16 protein-coding genes are annotated in these 18,602 nt (G+C 38.2%); 9 read left to right on the top strand and 7 right to left on the bottom strand.

The genetic code is table 11. The annotated features are described in order from the left end of the window. Positions 1-375: 375 nt before the first annotated feature. Positions 376-1,875 (bottom strand): sodium:proton antiporter, encoded by a 1,500-nt coding sequence (locus FTV09_RS09270; RefSeq protein ID WP_180058121.1) that lies wholly within the window; start codon positions 1,873-1,875, stop codon positions 376-378. Positions 1,876-2,092: 217 nt separating this feature from the next. Between FTV09_RS09270 and FTV09_RS09265 the strand changes: the two genes are divergently transcribed. Then, positions 2,093-2,650: a hypothetical protein gene (locus FTV09_RS09265; RefSeq protein WP_180058127.1), complete on the top strand. Its 558-nt coding sequence runs from the start codon at positions 2,093-2,095 to the stop codon at positions 2,648-2,650. Between the two features lie 59 nt (positions 2,651-2,709). Here the strand turns inward: FTV09_RS09265 and FTV09_RS09260 are convergent, their stop codons facing one another. Together FTV09_RS09260 and FTV09_RS09255 are read right to left on the bottom strand one after the other, a co-directional pair. Then, positions 2,710-3,615 (bottom strand): neutral zinc metallopeptidase, encoded by a 906-nt coding sequence (locus FTV09_RS09260; RefSeq protein WP_067762333.1) that lies wholly within the window; start codon positions 3,613-3,615, stop codon positions 2,710-2,712. Positions 3,616-3,645: 30 nt separating this feature from the next. Next, a complete protein-coding gene (locus FTV09_RS09255) occupies positions 3,646-4,590 on the bottom strand; it encodes a DUF808 domain-containing protein (RefSeq protein ID WP_180058120.1) in 945 nt (314 codons plus the stop codon). Positions 4,591-4,791: 201 nt separating this feature from the next. On the opposite strand from FTV09_RS09255, the gene trpS reads away from it, so the two are divergent. Further along, positions 4,792-5,805, top strand: a complete 1,014-nt coding sequence (gene trpS, locus FTV09_RS09250) for a tryptophan--tRNA ligase (RefSeq protein WP_067762329.1) — start codon at positions 4,792-4,794, stop codon at positions 5,803-5,805. A gap of 350 nt (positions 5,806-6,155) precedes the next feature. On the opposite strand, the gene lysS is transcribed toward trpS, so the two are convergent. Next, on the bottom strand, positions 6,156-7,682 hold the full coding sequence (lysS, locus tag FTV09_RS09245) for a lysine--tRNA ligase (protein WP_067762325.1): 1,527 nt from the start codon (positions 7,680-7,682) through the stop codon (positions 6,156-6,158). A 460-nt stretch (positions 7,683-8,142) separates the two neighbouring features. Here lysS and FTV09_RS09240 point away from each other — a divergent pair, with 460 nt between their 5' ends. Then, positions 8,143-8,652, top strand: a complete 510-nt coding sequence (locus FTV09_RS09240; protein ID WP_067762323.1) for a YqiA/YcfP family alpha/beta fold hydrolase — start codon at positions 8,143-8,145, stop codon at positions 8,650-8,652. Positions 8,653-8,780: 128 nt separating this feature from the next. Here the strand turns inward: FTV09_RS09240 and FTV09_RS09235 are convergent, their stop codons facing one another. Further along, entirely contained in the window at positions 8,781-9,326 is a 546-nt protein-coding gene (locus tag FTV09_RS09235) for an adenine phosphoribosyltransferase (RefSeq protein WP_067762321.1), read from the bottom strand. A 524-nt stretch (positions 9,327-9,850) separates the two neighbouring features. Between FTV09_RS09235 and rubA the strand changes: the two genes are divergently transcribed. The 5 genes from rubA (at position 9,851) to FTV09_RS09210 (ending at position 14,626) form a co-directional block, all read left to right on the top strand. Continuing rightward, positions 9,851-10,015: a rubredoxin RubA gene (gene rubA, locus FTV09_RS09230; protein WP_067728945.1), complete on the top strand. Its 165-nt coding sequence runs from the start codon at positions 9,851-9,853 to the stop codon at positions 10,013-10,015. Between the two features lie 76 nt (positions 10,016-10,091). After that, complete coding sequence (locus FTV09_RS09225; RefSeq protein WP_180058118.1) at positions 10,092-11,270, top strand: NAD(P)/FAD-dependent oxidoreductase; 1,179 nt, start codon at positions 10,092-10,094, stop codon at positions 11,268-11,270. Positions 11,271-11,326: 56 nt separating this feature from the next. Then, entirely contained in the window at positions 11,327-12,265 is a 939-nt protein-coding gene (gene estB / locus FTV09_RS09220) for an esterase EstB (protein WP_067762317.1), read from the top strand. 11 nt (positions 12,266-12,276) lie between these two features. Continuing rightward, the gene (gene oxyR, locus FTV09_RS09215) at positions 12,277-13,182 is read left to right on the top strand and encodes a LysR family transcriptional regulator OxyR (RefSeq protein WP_180058116.1); all 906 of its coding nucleotides are present in this window, start codon (positions 12,277-12,279) and stop codon (positions 13,180-13,182) included. 883 nt (positions 13,183-14,065) lie between these two features. Further along, on the top strand, positions 14,066-14,626 hold the full coding sequence (locus FTV09_RS09210) for a DNA-binding response regulator (protein WP_180058114.1): 561 nt from the start codon (positions 14,066-14,068) through the stop codon (positions 14,624-14,626). A gap of 125 nt (positions 14,627-14,751) precedes the next feature. On the opposite strand, the gene ppk1 is transcribed toward FTV09_RS09210, so the two are convergent. After that, positions 14,752-16,833 carry a polyphosphate kinase 1 gene (gene ppk1, locus FTV09_RS09205; RefSeq protein ID WP_067762311.1) on the bottom strand — a complete coding sequence of 694 codons (2,082 nt, stop codon included), beginning with the start codon at positions 16,831-16,833 and terminating at the stop codon, positions 14,752-14,754. A 144-nt stretch (positions 16,834-16,977) separates the two neighbouring features. After that, positions 16,978-17,655, bottom strand: coding sequence for a monofunctional biosynthetic peptidoglycan transglycosylase (mtgA, locus tag FTV09_RS09200; RefSeq protein ID WP_067762309.1), 678 nt, complete (start codon positions 17,653-17,655; stop codon positions 16,978-16,980). Between the two features lie 78 nt (positions 17,656-17,733). Between mtgA and FTV09_RS09195 the strand changes: the two genes are divergently transcribed. Beyond that, entirely contained in the window at positions 17,734-18,555 is an 822-nt protein-coding gene (locus FTV09_RS09195; RefSeq protein ID WP_067762460.1) for a rhomboid family intramembrane serine protease, read from the top strand. Positions 18,556-18,602 lie beyond the last annotated feature (47 nt).

Below are 18,602 nucleotides of genomic sequence, written 5' to 3'. Positions count from 1 at the left end.
CAGGGTCTTGTGGTGGCGCACCTTTGGATATTATTAAAAAATACATTGAAAACCAACAAGGTTAAAATCTTTGAAATTCACCTCCACCCTGACTGTCGGGTGGAGTCCTCTTTCACTTTAAGATAGTGCTGTTCACAACATTTACACCCTGTATAAATACGATTCTTTTGCCACCTTGGGTACATTTAAACAAGCATACGTATGAACACAAGTTAAATCACGCGTCGCCAAATGTAGAGATATCTTTATGTTCATCCCCATACGAATACAGTTAGCCATCAATAGTTAGAAAAAGTTCTGTCAAATACTGATCAAAAAAGGAATGCTAAAGCATTCCTTTTCATGATATATAAAAAATACCAGTCCAATCCTTTGTTAAAAGTTCTCTGGATTTTCCAAGCGACGAACTTCTTGTACTTTCTCTGGATTATGTACAGCCGCAACACCATCATCTGCTTTAGTATCAATCAATGCATCTGGGTTATACACTGTTATGGTTTCATTGCCATGAATATCTTCCCCCACAATGTATTGAAAGCCCTTTTTATTCATCTTATGGCACATACGTTGATACCAACCTTTAAAGCCAGTCTTTTCTTCATTTGGGTTGTAGTAAAAGGCATTCATTACCGCTGGCAAGCCAAGACCACATACAAGACCAGACATTAATACCGCAATAAAGGTATAACCAATCAATATACTACTGTATTCACTAAGCTCTGGAATGTTTGCAACCGCAAGAATTAAGGCGAGCGAAATACCACCACGCACCCCTCCCCACGAGAGTATAGCTAAACTACCGTTATAACTTTTTTTGCGAAAACTTGGGAAAAATGCAAAAGATAAATAGTTGGCTGCGAAGCGTGACGCATGCAAAATAATGAAAGCAACTATCCCCCCTAAGATCAGGCTGAAACTTAAATCAAGAATAAATAATTCCAAACCAATCAAGGTGAATAGGAAAGAATTAATAATCCCTTCGACCGTATGCCAAAAATGATTTACTTCGCGAATTTCACGATCTTGTAAAATCTCTTTCCACTTATTTCCCACGATTAAACCACCAATTACACATGCAATTGGTGCAGATGCATGGGCAAATAGCGCAACCAAATAAGATCCACAAGCCAGTAATGCAGTCGTTAGGATAAGGGATTCCATTTCATGCTTGCCACGCAGTAGACGTAAAATACCCAGACCAAATGCCCAACCAATAATGACCGCAACCACGATTTCATAGAGTAAGGTTTCAAGCGTTCCCAAAACAGTGAAATGCTCGCCCTGTAATACATTTAGCAATGTCATGAAGACCGCGATACACATAGCATCATTAAACAGTGATTCACCTTCTAGCTTCACGATCAAATGATGTGGTGCGCGAACCGAGCTTAAAACCCCTTTTACCCCAATTGGGTCAGTCGCACCTAATGCTGCACCTAATAACAGCAGTACAACAAGGTCGACGTGATTGCCGATAAGAAATTGATAGCCATACAGCACAACACCAAAAAAACAGGCACACAATACAAGCGCGATACTGGCTAAAATACTGATGGGTTTCCAATGTAAACGTAAGTCAGAAACTTTAAATTTGAGTGCTGATGAAGTCAAAATAAAGCAGATCACACCATTGATTAGAAAGTCATAAAAATCAATATGGCGAACTGCTTCTTCAATATTGTGTAAATTAATGGTAACGAATTGGTTACCATTTAACAGGCTTGCACCCCACTGCAAGATAAATACAAAGATGGCGGAAACAATAGGAACACCAATAGCTTGCGGAAAGCCTAATATCCGCTTATTAAATATTGTAGTTGCGATTGAGAGCGCAAAAATAACTGTAAAAACTTGAAGAAAAAAGTAATTTCCCATTTCATTCCCAATTTTGGTGCTATGTCGCCTACATAGTGAGATATAGGTATTTATAAAATAAATACTAAATTTTTTAGCATTTAATTTTTAAATATTGTACCGAATTTAAAATCACGTGCATGTATCATTTAAGTTTTTTAACACATTCAAATCAGATCATTTAAAATATGAGTTCTTTGCTCGTTTAATTGCACATTTAGCACGATTACTGATTCTTATGCACCAAACCATTAAAACCGTATTCCGTCTTTTTTTTGCAGGTGTAATTTTTTTAATTACCGCCGCTTTAATCTGGACTTGTATCAGTAAAACACAAGAAATTTTACAAGCTGAAACGCATTATCAAAAAGCAAAAACTATTTCTCTAGATTCAAACGTTCAAGAGCAATTGGTGCTTGTATCGAATAATAAATCTCCTGACAACGCCATTTTTATTGTGGTGGCAAACAATGGATTTATTGCCAAGATCAACTGCGAGCACCATCTCTCAGATATCTGCCTCGATGACTATAATCAAAGCCACACACGACAAATTCAACATATCGAATTATTACAGACGCGTCAGTTAAGTTACATTAAAAATGTTACGTTTACGGATAGTCGTAGCAAAAAGCAAACAACGCTAAATTACGATGAGAACCAATTGAAACAGTTCTATCAACATGATATTTCAGGCTTGAAATTTATTGTGTTTGGTGTGGCTTTATTTGCATTAGCTGCAATGTATGTCAGCATTCGAATTATTCGTAATTTCAAATCATTCTTAAATAAATAAGCGACAATACAAGTTTAAAAAAAGAGGATAACAAGATCCTCTTTTTTTATTTTTGAGTTTTAAATCGGTTGATTGAATGTATCACAGCTATTAATGCTGCCAGATTTCAAACCAATTTCGAACCACTTCATACGTTGCTGACTCGTACCATGGGTGAAACTATCTGGAACCACTTGTCCTGTCGCACTTTTTTGCAAGTAGTCATCACCGATTTTATGTGCAGCATCCATTGCTTCTTCAACATCGCCTTGTTCCAAGAATTGCGTACGCTGTTGATTATGATGCGCCCAAATTCCAGCAAAGCAATCTGCCTGCAACTCCTGCATAACTGAATAACGATTACCTTCAGCTTTTGACGCTTGGGCACGGGCTTGCTGAACTTGTTCAGAAATACCTAAAATCGTTTGAATATGATGTCCCACTTCATGTGAAACCACATAGGCTTGGGCAAAATCTCCGGCTTGATCATTTCGATTCAATTCAGTTTGGTTTTGCTCACCAGAAATACCCATTTGACTACGCATATCTTTAAAGAATGCTGTATCAATGTAAACTTTTTGATCGGCTGGGCAATAAAATGGACCCATAGCAGCTTGAGCTGTACCGCAGCCTGAATTTACCACACCATTAAACATCACCAATTTAGGCGGTTTATATTGCGCATTTAACTGCTCTTGAAATACTTTGGTCCAAGTATCCTCGGTATCAGCAAGCACCGTACCCACGAATTGCATAGCCTCCTGTTGTTCAGGGGTTGGGTTGTCCAAACCTTTGACTTCAGCACTTTGACCTTGTGAGGTGACTTGCTTGGTTGCTTGATACGCCTGCTGCGGATCGACACCGAAAAACTTCCAAGCCACAAATGCAACAACTAAACCCAATATACTGATACCGCCAGCCTTAGCACCGCCACCACCGCGACGGTCTTCCACATTCGAGCTAACTCTTCGACCTTTCCAGCGCATAGTGATCTTCCTTATAGAAAATATTGAATATCAATGTGTTTTATTTGATGATGACTTATCTGACTTCGGCCAGACTTTTTGGATCATCAATACAACACACAGCACAATTAAACCTGCAATAAACCCAATAACCAAATTAATCAAAGTCGGTGTTAAAGCACCAAAAATGCTACCCACTGTCGGAATATGCTCAGCATAATCAACAGAACCTTCAATAAAATGATGTAACAGCGGCACACCATGGGTAATAATACCGCCGCCGACCAGAAACATTGCAATTGTTCCGACAATTGTAAGGGTTTTCATTAATTTAGGCGCAAATGCAAGCAATCCACGTCCAATTTTTTGTTTAAAGCTTGAAGCCTGCTCTGTTAAATAAAGACCTAAATCATCAATTTTTACAATCATGGCCACAAAGCCATACACACCTACAGTCATTACGATAGCAATCACTGAAAGCACCATGACTTTGGTACCAAATGCAGCTGCGGCCACAGTACCTAGTGAAATCACTACTATTTCGGCTGACAAAATAAAATCAGTTCGTATCGCCCCTTTGACTTTTTCTTTTTCAAAGGTGGCTAAATCGGTCTCGATTTTCTGCATTTCAGCACTAGCCGTTTCTTCTGTTTTAGCTTTTTTATGATGCAAACTATGTAGTACTTTTTCTACGCCTTCATAGCATAAAAATAAACCACCTATCATTAGCAGTGGCGTAATCAACCAAGGTGCGACTACGCTAATCAGTAAAGCAGCAGGAACAAGAATTAATTTATTTACAAATGAGCCTTTTGCAACCGCCCATACAACCGGAAGCTCTCGCTCAGAACGCACTCCACTCACCTGTTGGGCATTTAATGCGAGATCATCCCCTAACACGCCTGCAGTTTTTTTGGCAGCCATTTTACTCATGACCGCGACATCGTCGAGCACCGTTGCTATATCATCAAGTAATATTAATAAACTACTGGCCATTATTTTTATCCTTAGGGCATTTTTTAATATTGTAAGGTGAATTGATCAAATATTTGTATTTAGTTTTTTAATATATAACAAAAAAATCACTCAAATTTCAGCCAAATGTGCCGCGTCAGTAACATTCAAAAAAAGAATGCCGTACAATGGTGCCATTCTTTGATATATAGCCGTAGCATTGACTACCTCTTGGAACAGATAATGAGTACTCAAGATAATCGTCCAGTGATTTTGACTGGTGACCGTCCAACTGGACAATTACATTTAGGTCATTTTGTAGGTTCTTTACGTTCACGTGTGGGTTTACAAGATTCTCATCATCAGCACCTTCTTTTAGCTGATGCGCAGGCATTAACAGATAATGCTGACAATTTTGAAAAAGTACGTCGCAATATTATTGAAGTTGCTACAGATTATCTAGCTGTGGGCATTGACCCAACTAAAACAACAATTTGTGTTCAATCATGCTTACCTGCATTAAATGAACTGACAATGCTCTATCTTAACTTCGTGACAGTTTCACGTTTAGAACGTAACCCTACGATTAAATCTGAAATTCAAATGCGTGGTTTTGAACGTGATATTCCAGCTGGCTTCTTATGCTACCCAGTGGCTCAAGCCGCTGACATCACAGCATTTAAAGCATCTGTCGTACCAGTCGGTGAAGACCAAATTCCAATGATCGAACAAACCAACGAAATCGTTCGTCGTTTAAACCGTCAAATTGGTCGAGAAGTTCTGCCTGAATGTAAAGCATTACTTTCAAATGTAGGTCGCTTACCTGGCTTTGATGGTAAAGCAAAAATGTCCAAATCATTAGGCAATACCATCGTGCTTGATGCGTCAGACAAAGACATCAAAAAAGCTGTCAATGCGATGTACACCGACCCAAACCATCTTCGTATTGAAGATCCAGGTCAAGTCGAAGGCAACGTTGTATTCACTTATTTAGATGCGTTTGATACCAACAAAGAAGAAATTGAAGAGTTAAAAGCACACTATCGCCGTGGAGGTTTAGGTGATGGTACAGTGAAAAAACGTCTTGAAGCTGTGTTAAAAGAGCTAATTGGCCCGATACGTGAACGTCGTATGGAACTACAAAAAGATCCTGATTACATCATGGATATTTTAAAAACAGGTACTGACAAGTGCCGCGATATCACACAGCAAACTTTAGACGAAATTAAATCGGGTCTAGGTGTATTCCACTTCTAAACATTTGGTTTATTTCAGTAGTTAAAAAGCCTTTCAAAATGAAAGGCTTTTTTAATACTCAAAAAACAATATGATTAACTTCACAGAATCTCCTTAATTTTAACGTTAGGTAACATGACTTAACGTGAACACCAATGAAATGACTGGTGGTTCACTTTATTATCTTTTTATGTTTTATGAATTCCCCAATTCATAACATTTCTCCTTTACCGAACCTGTGAAAACAGATTCGTTGTTATACGCAGTGAATACCCCAATCATTGCGTATTTTTTTGTCCCTAATTTGAGTCATAGAATTTAAGCCATAAAAAAGCCCGCATTAAGCGGACTTTTTTGACTAAAACTTGTAATTAGTTTTTATGACGCATATGCGGGAATAAGATCACTTCACGGATACTTGCAGCATTGGCAAATAACATCACCAAACGGTCGATACCAATACCTTCACCTGCGGTAGGAGGTAGACCATATTCAAGTGCTTCAATGAAATCAGCATCATAATGCATAGCTTCATCATCGCCTGCATCTTTTTCAGCAACTTGTGCTTGGAAACGTTCAGCTTGGTCAATTGGGTCATTTAATTCCGAGAAGCCATTCGCTAACTCACGGCCACCAATAAAGAACTCAAAACGATCTGTAATATGTGGGTTGTCATCATTACGACGTGCCAATGGCGACGTTTCCGCTGGATATTCAGTAATAAATGTCGGCTGACGTAACTGAGTTTCTACTGTTTCTTCAAACACGATAGTTTGAAGTTTACCTAAACCAAAGCCTGGTTTAACTTGCTCTTTCAGTTCATTTTTAATGAAGTTCGCAAGGAACTCACGGTCAGAAACATTTTCAGGTGTGAATGTAGGATTGTGTTCAAGAATCGCATCAAACATTGAGATTTTCTTGAATGGACCTTTGAAGCTATACACTTCTTCACCATAAGGAACATCAGTAGAACCCAAGATATCAATTGCAAGTTTCTCAAGCATATTTTCAGTCAAAGCCATCAAGTCTTTGTAATCTGCATAAGCTTGGTAGAATTCGATCATGGTAAATTCTGGGTTGTGACGTGTAGACACACCTTCATTACGGAAGTTACGGTTGATTTCAAATACGCGTTCAAAACCGCCAACGACCAAACGTTTCAAGTAAAGCTCAGGTGCGATACGTAAGAACAATGGCATATCTAAAGCATTGTGATGAGTCTCAAATGGACGCGCAGACGCACCACCTGGAATCACATGCATCATCGGTGTTTCAACTTCCATGAAACGTTCATTGCTCAAATATGAACGAATACCAGACACCACTTTTGCACGAATTTCAAAAGTTTTACGTGTTTCTTCATTCATGATGAGATCAAGATAACGCTTACGGTATTTAACTTCAGTATCTGTTAAACCGTGGAATTTATCTGGAAGAGGACGAAGAGACTTAGTTAAAAGCTCAAAATGTTCAATGTGAACATAAAGATCACCTTTACCAGAGCGACCGATATAGCCTTCGATTGCAATGATATCACCAAGGTCTAGACCTTTAATTGTTGCTAGCACATCAGCAGCCAATTCTTTACGTGGTACATAAAGCTGGATACGGCCCGTCATGTCTTGGATTACAATGAATGAACCACGGTTCAACATCACACGACCAGCGACTTTTACATGAACCTGTTCACCTGCTTCAATTTCTTCTTTTGATTTATCAGCAAACTGGTCTTGTAGATCTTGTGCATAGTGTTCACGCTTAAATGTGTTAGGCCACGGGCTAACACCTGTTTCCTTGGCGTGCTCTTTGATGTGCTCTAACTTGGCATGACGCTGTGCAATTAAATCGTTTTCGGAAATGGCTTGTTCAGAAGTCGATTGAGCGTTATGTTGCGTCATCTCTGTCTCAAATAGTTAAAAATCGGAAGTTGCATAGCATAGCAGATTTACTTCCGCTTGAGCAGTAAGCGCATTCAGCATTTTTAATAAAATTAAAATGATTCAAGCAAATTTAACGCTTTCAGCCATGTATCCCCCATTTTGGAATATTTTGAGTTCACCTTGCCAAATGCTTAAACGCTGCATTTAATATAGCAAACCACACCTATATATTCTTTTAAAAAATACCCATACCCGTTACGATTAACATAAAAAATATCAAATAAAATCAACTACTCGCCCTTCTAACCTTTCATAGGGTTTCGAAACCAATTTAAGACTAAAGTCTTTATTTGACAGACGAATTAGACCAATAGCTAGATTATTAAAGCGTCTAAATTGACTACAATAAGCACATAAATTCGTTGAAAAGTAAAATATTCAACTCAGAAAATATTTGAAAACAGTGCGTAGAAAAACAATGACCGTAAGCTCATCTAAAATTCTGTTTTTACATGGTTTAGATTCATCGCGTGAATCTACAAAATTCCATGCCATTGATGCAAAGCATAAGTTTTGTATTGAAGTGGACTATCGCAACTTAAATTTTCAAACGGTTGCCGATTTTTATCATGAAAGTATAGAAAAGATTCGCCCGGATATTATTGTAGGTCATAGCCTTGGAGGCTATTGGGCATTAAAAATGTCGCTATTTCATCGTATTCCTTGCGTGATTGCCAATCCGAGTTTATATCCAGATTTTAGAGATGATTATCCGGCCATTAACGATGCCGACTTGGATCATGATATTCCTCAGATCGCCTATTTGGAACTTGGTGATGAAATTTTAGATATGCATCGGGTTGAACATCAGCTGGAAGACTATATGCAAATTCAATCTGTCCAAGGCGGTCATCATCGCTTGGCCTGCCCTGAAAATATAAATCAACTTATTCAACTGATTGAAGAAAATTATCTACATCAATACTAAACTATTTTCAGGTCTTTATTCTTCAACTTCTATCTATAAAAAATAATCATAAAAAAAGGCCTTGTCATCAACAAAGCCTTTTTTCAATTTCAAACGTATCAACTTAAGACATATCAACGCATTTTAAATTATGCTGCAGCAACTTCTGGACGTGATTTATCGTCAAGAACAGACCAAATCTGCATCCCTAAATCTTTGTGCAAATCAGGAAGATCAAGGAAAATGCTTGCACCCAAAACTTCGTGATGACATTTTTCAGCTAACTGTTTAACTGCGCGCAAAGTACCACCTGTTGCCAACACATCGTCCACAATAATTACTTTTTGTGATTGAATTTCTGCAGACATTTCTAAACGATCTAGACCGTATTCTAAGCTATAGCCTACACCTACAACTGGGGGTGGTAACTTGCCTGCTTTACGAACTAAAACAAGACCTTTACCTGTACGCTGTGCAAGCAAGCTTGCCAATACAAAGCCACGCGCTTCAACAGCAATAAAGCTATCTACTTCTGCTAATTTTTCTGCAGGAATACTTGCAATCAAAGCGTCTGTTAATGGACCAATGTTATTCATGAATAACGGTGTAAGGTCAAAGAAGCTAATCCCTGGTTTAGGGAAATCTTGGACAGTACGAATGTTAGACCACAGTGCAGCAGCAGTAGAATTACTCATAATAGGAGAAAAATAAATAAGGAAGGAATGTGTGAATTTTAACGCTTATTCAAAAAAAAATACAGTGATAGACATAGAATAGTGACTGATTAAAATACAGCAATTTTACATAAAATATTGATTTTATTATTTTATTTATTTAATAAATATCAAATATGTATTTATCTAATTATAAAATAACTGATTCATCGATTTTTTTCTGCGCGACTTTAGTCTTAATCGCATGAAAAGTGAAACAAAATAGCTTTGCTCTTGGAGCGATGAAATCACTGTCTAACCAAAACTAGTCCAGACCAAAGTTGTTTTGTCTAACAAAAATCGAAAGATTTAGGTATTTAAAGATATTTATTGTCCTCGACTGCCATTCTGCTTTTAATTTCGCTGATTAAACTCTTAGCCACTTTACTTTATAGTCAGAACTGCGTAAAAATTTAACATAAGCGTCTACTGTATAAGGCAAAGATTACCTGTACAGGAATGAAATTTTTACTGACCTTATTTTGCGTCAGTTTTTGGAGAATGGAATGAAAAAGTATCAATGCATCGTTTGTGGATGGATTTATGACGAAGCAGAAGGCTGGCCTCAAGACGGAATTGTTGCTGGTACTAAATGGGAAGACATCCCCGATGACTGGACTTGCCCAGATTGTGGCGTATCAAAAATAGATTTTGAAATGGTTGAAATCTAATAACCACATTCAAAGACCATCTTCGCTATGGTCTTTTTTTTGCCTGTAAAAATATAAATCGCATTTGGAGTTGAGTATGCACCCTATCGTCATTATTGGTTCTGGTATGGCGGGCTATGCCGTAGCACGTGAGTTACGCAAGTTAAATCCTGAACAAGAACTTATCATGATCTGTGCAGATGATGCCTATAACTATGCAAAACCAACCCTGTCAAATGCTCTCGTTGCCAATAAAGCACCTGAACAAATTGCCTTAGGCGATGCAGCAAAAATGTCTGCACAACTAAATATGCAAATCATTAATAACAGTTGGGTAAAAAGCATTGATGCAAGTTCACACAGCTTAAGTTACGAAAAAGATGCTCAACTCAACACACTAAACTATTCAAAACTTGTACTAGCTGTAGGTGCCAATCCGATTCGCCTTGCAATTGCGGGTGATGGCAGTGATGACATTCATGTCGTGAACAATCTTGACCATTACAAAGCCTTTCGTAAGCAACTTGAGGCGCGTAGCGACAAACGGGTTGTTATTTTAGGTGCGGGTTTAATTGGTTGTGAATTCGCCAATGACTTACAAAACACAGGCGCACAAGTTACCGTAGTCGACTTAGCTCCACAACCTTTGGGGCGCTTATTGCCTGCACATGTTGCAGATCAATTTCAAACAAATCTTGAAGAAACAGGTATTCAGTTTGTATTAGGCACAACTGTTGAAAAAGTGTCGCGTATTGATAATGGTGACTATCTCGTCAACCTTGCAAATGGTCAAACACTGGTTTCAGATGTTGTACTGTCAGCAATCGGTTTACAACCAGAGATTAACTTGGCAAAAGCAGCTGGAATTCATACCAGTCGTGGTATATTAACCAATACCGGCCTAGAAACCAACTTATCTGACATCTTTGCAGTAGGCGACTGTGCTGAAGTGAATGGGACATTACTTCCGTATGTGATGCCAATTATGCAACAGGCTCGCGCTTTGGCGAAAACCTTAAATGGCGAACAAACAGCAGTGCATTATCCAGCAATGCCTGTAGCGGTAAAAACTCCTGCTGCACCATTAACCGTACTTCCCGCACCTATTGATGTTGAAATTCAATGGGAAACTGAAGAATTGGACGATGGTATGATTGCTCGTGCTATTGATGCTGATGGTGTACTGCGTGGATTTGTATTATTGGGTGCTACAGCAGCGAAGCAACGTTTAACTTTGACTAAGCAGGTTCCAGACTTGATTCCCGCTTCAGTTTAAGGTTTAAATACAAGGACGTCCTGTAAACAAGACGTCCTTTTTTAGGAAAAACAATAATGAATAGTGCCCTTCAGTTTAATGTCTCACCTTACACATCTTTTATGCATGAAACTCGTGTTGATTTGGGTAATGGCATTGAATTGCATGTAGAAGCTGGCGGTAACCCAGATCATCCAGCCGTATTACTGATCATGGGTCTAGGGGCACAAATGTTGTATTGGCCTGACTTTTTCTGTAAATCTTTGATTGATCAAGGCTATCGAGTTATACGCTTCGATAACCGTGATATTGGCCTTTCAAGTAAAATTCGTAATTCGGGGCCACGCTTAAATACATTTAAATTGATGGGTCGTTTTGCTTTGGGTTTAGAAAACCAGGGCGCACCCTACGATTTATATGATATGGCCGATGATGTTGCGCTACTGATTGATCGTATGGGTTTAGATAAAGTACACATCTTAGGAGCATCGATGGGCGGCATGATTGCACAAATTGTTGCTGCGCGATTCCCGGATAAAGTTGAAAAATTAAGCTTGCTCTTTACCAGTAACATTCAACCGTTGCTTCCTCCCCCTTTTCCCAAACAACTCTTTAGTCTGATTGAAAAACCGAAATCTAGAGACGAAGATGGTATTATTGATCATAGCTTGCGCGTTTTTAATATTATAGGCTCGCCAGGCTATATTAATCAGCTCGAAGCACTACAGACTGCGCGTAAACTGTATAAGCGAAGTTATTATCCAGCGGGTGTACTTCAACAGTTTTTAGCAATATTATGTACAGGTTCCCTGCTGCAACTAGACAAACAGATTCAGCATAAAACCCTTGTCGTTCATGGGTCATGCGACCGTTTGCTACCGCCAAGCCATGGTAAGGCAGTTGCAAAGGCAATTTCAGGTGCTAAGTTTGAATTAATTGATGGAATGGGGCATGATATCCCACCGCATTTTATTCCATATCTTAGCGGTTTGTTTGCTGATCACTTTAAAACATAAATTAGGACACTATGGCTGCATTACCATCTTTAAGACAGCTGTCATATCTAGTAACACTGTCAGAAACGCTGCATTTTACTGAAGCTGCGCGTCGTTCTTTTGTCACCCAGTCAACTTTGTCTGGCGGGATCATGGAACTTGAGCGTTTATTAGGTGGTGTATTGGTCGAACGCGACCGACAAAATGTACGTTTAACCCCTCTTGGCGAGCAAGTTGTTGGCCGAGCCCGTGTTCTATTGGCTGATGCCCAAGACTTAATGCGCTTAAGTCGTGAAATGAGTGAACCGTTGACAGGTGATCTGCACTTAGGGGTAATTCCAACAATTGCACCTTTCTTACTTGCGCCATTGCTCGAAGAAGTCCACAAGCAATTGCCAAAAATTCAGTTGTACTTACACGAAGCACAAAGTGAAAAAATCGTAGAGAAGTTAGAGCATGGTAACCTTGATATGGTTCTGCTTGCCCTTCCTTTTGATACTCGTGGATTAAAAGTTGCCGAAGTTACCAAAGAAACTTTATTCTTGGTCTACAACAAAGCAGATCAAAATGCAGTCCAAGCAAAATCACTGGATGATCTAGATATTTCACGTTTGATGCTTTTAGAAGAAGGACATTGCTTACGTGACCATGCATTAAGTGCATGCCCAATTGGCGAACGTAAAAATGATCACCGCTTAAAAGCGAGCTCTTTACCGACATTGGTTGAAATGGTCTCTGCTGACCTCGGCTTTACACTCTTACCTGAGATTGCTATTCATACCAATATGATTAAAGCAAACCCTGATTTGGCTGTTAAAGAAATTGAAGCCGGCCCAAGTCGTACCCTTGCTTTAGTGACACGTAAGAGTACACCACTACAAAGCGAGTTTGATGTATTACTGCAAATTCTGCAAAAGATCACTAGTGACTTACATTAAGTTATTAAGTTCTTTGGAGTTTTTAAAAGAGAGCATTGATGCTCTCTTTTTTATTTAAATATCGTTAAAATTTGTTTAAGAAAAAGTTAGATCAAATTATTTCTATAAAATAATAAATGAATATTTACTACAAAATAGTAAAGAAAAAGGGCTTACTCATTCAAGTAGCCCTATAAGGAATATGTATGACAATTTTGAGTGTCCTACCCCTAATATCATCTTCACACTAGCCAGATAAGTAAGAAGATACAAACTATATTAAGATTAAGCTCACCATGATTAAATCCCTATAATTGGGTATTTTAATCTGCATTTGAGAATAAAAAACCAGATATACAATAAGATAAAATATATTTAGGTTAAGTCATTCACAGATTAATTAATCTCATCACTGCAGATATATATTTTAGCAAAAGTGAAAATATTGAGTCTTAATTAGAATAATTATACTTTGGTCTTATTAATTGGGTAAAATTAACAGAATTCTAATTCAAAAACGCACCAAAAAAACCTTAAAAAATAAAATTTATTATTTAGAATAACTTTACAGTTCTCCAAAATTGCTTATCTCGACAGCGATACAAAATTATTTTATTGCTTTCATAAAAACTACATTAAACATAATTTGTGTACTAAAACACCATAAAAGCTTCTATATGCGTAGCATAAACAATCAAAAATCAAACATTATAAAAAATATAATGAATCACAATAACTTAAATATACTTTAGCAATCAAATACCTAGTTTCAGGTATTTTTTTTCACATCTAAATAACGCACATTAGGCAAATGCAATTCGATTAAAAAAATAATAGGGGCTATTTATGCCAAGCGAATTTTTATTACCAGTTCCAGTCTTGATCATTGATCATTGATCACCAGATGGTCACGTCGAAAACTTTACTTTGCCACATCCTTAAAGATTTAGGCTACCCTGAAGAAATTGTCACATATACTTCAAACTTGAAAGATGCTGAATTCAATATTTTCAATCAATTGCCTAATCTTATTTTCTTTGCGGTAACACAACAATCTGATATCGCTTTTATTCAAAAAATTAAAAAAATATATCCTTCGAGTAGTTTGATTATCTTAGTGAAAACACAATCCACTGATTTAACTCTACATGCTTTACAACTCGGTGCTACAGCATATTTATTAATGGATCAGCCAGCTGAAGATACGTATAAACAATTAAAAGTTATTTTGCGTGGAGGTGCTTCTTTGCATCAAAGTTTTGCATCTTATTTGCTGAATGAAACCTTTAGCAATCAATCTGAACAGGAACATAAATTAAGTTTAAAACCAGCAGAATATCAAATACTCAATATGGTGAGCCACAGTGCGACACAAGAACAAATGGTCGATGAACTCAAATTTTCCACCTATCAAATTGATGGTTTTATAAAAAACATTTATCGTAAATTGATCAATTATGCTTAGACTTATCTTTACCCCATCATTTAAATGTGATTCAAACTCTGCCAAACATAATTATTAAAATTGAAAAAGGAAGCCGAAGCTTCCTCTATTCAAGTTAAACAATCAGATAAAAACACATAATTTGCTTATTTAATTTCTTCAAGTAACACGCGTTGAGAATTATGCGGTATCTCACCATCTTGCACCTTGGTGCGAATCCATCGACCATCACTTTGTAACAACCAAGCTTGCTGATTATCTTTTAGATAATTAACCAATCCAAGTTGATAAATACGTTTCTTCAAAGCTGGATCTTCAATTGGAAAACATGCTTCAACACGGTTGAATAAGTTACGATCCATCCAATCCGCACTTGAGCAGTAAATACGGGCATTGCCATTGTTGCTGAAATAATACACACGGGTATGCTCAAGAAAACGTCCAACAATTGATCGTACGCGGATATTTTCAGATAGACCTGGCAAACCTGGACGTAGGCAGCATATCGAACGAATGATCAAATCAATTTGCACACCAGCTTGTGATGCTTCATACAATTTATTGATGAGTTGAACTTCTGTTAAGGCATTCACTTTGACAATAATTTGTGCCGGTTTCCCAGCTTTAGCATTGGCAATTTCAGTATCAATAAAATTGATGAGTTGAGCATGTAATGTAAATGGCGCATGTAATAACTTTTTCAGTTTAGCCATTTTGCCCATACCAGTTAGTTCTTGGAAGATACGATGCACATCTTCACATAGCTCTTTATCAGTTGTAAGCAAACCATAATCGGTATAAATACGTGCATTGCCTGCATGGTAATTACCTGTACCTAAGTGTACATAGCGTACCAGTTTGTTATTTTCACGGCGTACCACCAAAATCATTTTGGCATGGGTTTTATAGCCAACGATACCGTAAACAACTACTGCTCCAGCTTCTTGTAATACATTCGCTACAGCAATGTTTGATTCCTCATCAAAACGTGCACGCAGCTCAATCACAGCAGTGACTTCTTTACCATTACGTGCTGCTTCTGCCAGCACTTGTACAATTTCTGAGTCTGCCCCACTGCGATACAACGTTTGCTTAATTGCTAAAACTTGTGGATCGCGTGCTGCTTCACGCAATAAGTTAATGACTGGTGCAAAAGATTCAAACGGATGATGCAATAAAATATCTTGCTTTTGCATGGCACTGAAAATGTTTTCTGACTTTTTCAGCACTTTTGGAATCACAGGAATGTGTGCATCATAACGAAGATGTGGACGCTTGAAGTTTGAGAGTAAACGAGCAAGGTTGACAGGCCCATCCACTTTATAAAGTTGCTCTTCTTCTAAATCAAACTCATCCAGCAAATAATCATAAATATGTTGTGGACAATTTTCCGTAACCTCTAAACGCACAGCACGACCAAAACGACGTGAATTCAACTCGCCTTTCAGTGCTTTGGCTAAATCTTCTACGTCTTCATTTAAGGCCAAATCTGCATTACGTGTGACACGGAATTGGTAACAACCAGTTGCCGTCATACCTGGGAATAAATCTGATACATGTTCATGAATAATGGCCGATAACATCACATGATGTTCTTTACCACCAGTTAATTCATCTGGTAAACGTACAACACGCGGTAATGAGCGTGGCGCAGGTACAACAGCAAGGTCAATTTGACGACCAAAGGCATCCTTTCCTTCCAAAGTGACAATAAAGTTCAAAGACTTATTCACCAAACGTGGAAATGGATGCGCAGGGTCTAAACTGATTGGGGTTAATACTGGTGCAACTTGTTCTTGGAAATACTTTTTTACCCAAGCCGATTGTGCAGGCGTTAATTCCCCACGGCGTAAGAAGCAAATATCTTCCTCACGCAGTTTAGGTAAAATTTCCTGATTTAAAATACGATACTGGCGTTCAATTGCAGCATGCGCTGTCGCAGAAATTTCATCTAACACCTGTTTCGGAGTTAAGCCATCAGGGCTACGACTTTCATTACCTAAATCGAGCTGCTCCATCATCCCTGCAACACGAATTTCAAAAAACTCATCGAGATTACGCGAGAAAATCAGTAAGAAATTCATCCGCTCTAATAATGGATGAATGGGGTCAACCGCTTGTTCAAGTACACGCAGATGGAAATCGAGAATCGAAAGTTCACGATTGATATAGCGATCATTATAAGTATATTCAGTTGGAACTGGCGTGACTTCAGCTGCGGTATTCATCTCAAACCCATAATTAACAATGTGTGATGTTCTGCTTTAAGTATGCTTCAAATTTGTGACAATTTCATAAAAAAAGCCCATAAAAATGGGCTTTTTGTTTCATTTCAAAACGATGCTTCGATATTTTAGAATATTTCAAATCATTTAATTTGGAATGTGGCTGTAACGCATATATTTTTGGATCAACCGTTTACGATAGTTTAGCTTTCTATCATTTCGATTTTCATCATAGTATTTAGGATTCGGTAAAATTGCTGCAATAAACGCAGCCTGTTCACGACTTAAACTACGTGAGCTTTTACCAAAATAATGCTGTGTTGCTGCTTCAACACCATAAATATTATCGCCAAACTCAACAGAGTTAAGATACACCTCTAAAATGCGTTCTTTCGACCACATTCGTTCCATCATCCAAGTAGCAATTGCTTCTTGACCTTTACGAATAAAAGAACGCTTATTGTATAAAAATAAATTTTTAGCCAATTGTTGTGAAATCGTTGAACCACCTGCAACAACTTTACCTTTGTCCTTATTACGCTCTAGCGCAAACTGCATACCTTCCCAGTCAAAGCCTTTATGCTGTAAAAATTTACCATCTTCCGCAGCAACTACAGCATGTTTTACATAGTCACTAATTTGGTCATAATCACGCCATTCATGCTTAATCGGTTTAGACGGCTCTGACCAATAATCAAGACGCATCATCATGGTCGATTCGACAGGATGTGTACGCCACCACACCAAACTACTAAAAATCCAAAGCTGTACGAGTAGGAACAAGCTGACAAGAATTAACAATGTACGAACAATAAAGGCTTTCATGTCAGTGCGTTACTCCGGAAATTCTGTTTTTTCATGTTAAGCTTATTTTTAAATACATTGACACAGTACAAGAATAGCATGTCTGAACTTAAGCCTCCCGCTGTATCAACCAGCAAACTACAAATCCAACTTTGGTGGATTACAGCACTGCTCATCGCCATCAATGTCGGACTGTTTGGCTGGCAGATTTTAAATGGCATGAACATCAGCCACCCCGACACTCTCGATGCACTACGATGGGGTGCTGATTATGCACCTTTAACCTTTTTAGAGGAACCCATCCGCTTATTCACTAGCATGTTTTTTCATTTTGGCTTAATTCACCTCATGCTGAATATGTGGGCATTGTATATTTTTGGCAGCATTGCTGAACAAATGCTTGGACGTATTTATTTTATCGGTCTGTACCTTCTCGCTGGGTTGATGGGCAGTTTACTGAGTGGCTATTTAACGATTCAAGACAGCTATGCCCTCCTTGCAGCAGGAACAGCTGATCAGAGTTTATTCCCAAGTATTGGCGCAGGTGCATCAGGCGCAGTTATGGGCTTAGGTGCTGCCCTAACTATTCTTTCATTGATGCCTATTTTGCCAGGCCAACGCTTTTTACTTGATAAAAAAACCTTGCTGATGGTGATGGGGATTAACTTAGCCATGGGTTTTATGATTAGCGGGATCAATAATGCAGCTCATATCGGTGGTATGTTAATGGGTGCACTGTTGGCTTTCATCTGGTATATCGGTGAAAAAATACAAAAGGCCATCCTATTTAAAATCGTGGGTCTTATGCTTGGCATCATCATCATTTACTTTTTTTATCAATATTGCCAACAGTTAATTCAGCCAATTGCCCCACTTTGGGAACACTTTATTCTACTAATGAAGAAATCCTTGGCTGGCTAATTGCTACCACGAAAATCACATCTGTTAAATAAATAGAGCGCGATGTT

It is taken from the genome of Acinetobacter sp. YH12227, from assembly GCF_013417785.1.
Lineage (GTDB): Bacteria > Pseudomonadota > Gammaproteobacteria > Pseudomonadales > Moraxellaceae > Acinetobacter > Acinetobacter gandensis.
The sequence above is the reverse complement of the archived record's forward strand: the minus strand, read 5'-3'. Positions and strand labels throughout refer to the sequence as shown.

Bases quoted from the DNA above. Each gene is read 5' to 3' on its own strand.
- rubA (WP_067728945.1), top strand. From the start codon at position 9,851: ATGAAAAAGTATCAATGCATCGTTTGTGGATGGATTTATGACGAAGCA.
- estB (WP_067762317.1), top strand. From the start codon at position 11,327: ATGAATAGTGCCCTTCAGTTTAATGTCTCACCTTACACATCTTTTATG.
- FTV09_RS09225 (WP_180058118.1), top strand. From the start codon at position 10,092: ATGCACCCTATCGTCATTATTGGTTCTGGTATGGCGGGCTATGCCGTA.
- FTV09_RS09260 (WP_067762333.1), bottom strand. From the start codon at position 3,615: ATGCGCTGGAAAGGTCGAAGAGTTAGCTCGAATGTGGAAGACCGTCGC.
- mtgA (WP_067762309.1), bottom strand. From the start codon at position 17,655: ATGAAAGCCTTTATTGTTCGTACATTGTTAATTCTTGTCAGCTTGTTC.
- lysS (WP_067762325.1), bottom strand. From the start codon at position 7,682: ATGACGCAACATAACGCTCAATCGACTTCTGAACAAGCCATTTCCGAA.
- FTV09_RS09265 (WP_180058127.1), top strand. From the start codon at position 2,093: ATGCACCAAACCATTAAAACCGTATTCCGTCTTTTTTTTGCAGGTGTA.
- ppk1 (WP_067762311.1), bottom strand. From the start codon at position 16,833: ATGAATACCGCAGCTGAAGTCACGCCAGTTCCAACTGAATATACTTAT.
- FTV09_RS09195 (WP_067762460.1), top strand. From the start codon at position 17,734: ATGTCTGAACTTAAGCCTCCCGCTGTATCAACCAGCAAACTACAAATC.
- oxyR (WP_180058116.1), top strand. From the start codon at position 12,277: ATGGCTGCATTACCATCTTTAAGACAGCTGTCATATCTAGTAACACTG.
- FTV09_RS09235 (WP_067762321.1), bottom strand. From the start codon at position 9,326: ATGAGTAATTCTACTGCTGCTGCACTGTGGTCTAACATTCGTACTGTC.
- FTV09_RS09270 (WP_180058121.1), bottom strand. From the start codon at position 1,875: ATGGGAAATTACTTTTTTCTTCAAGTTTTTACAGTTATTTTTGCGCTC.
- FTV09_RS09255 (WP_180058120.1), bottom strand. From the start codon at position 4,590: ATGGCCAGTAGTTTATTAATATTACTTGATGATATAGCAACGGTGCTC.
- trpS (WP_067762329.1), top strand. From the start codon at position 4,792: ATGAGTACTCAAGATAATCGTCCAGTGATTTTGACTGGTGACCGTCCA.
- FTV09_RS09210 (WP_180058114.1), top strand. From the start codon at position 14,066: ATGGTCACGTCGAAAACTTTACTTTGCCACATCCTTAAAGATTTAGGC.
- FTV09_RS09240 (WP_067762323.1), top strand. From the start codon at position 8,143: ATGACCGTAAGCTCATCTAAAATTCTGTTTTTACATGGTTTAGATTCA.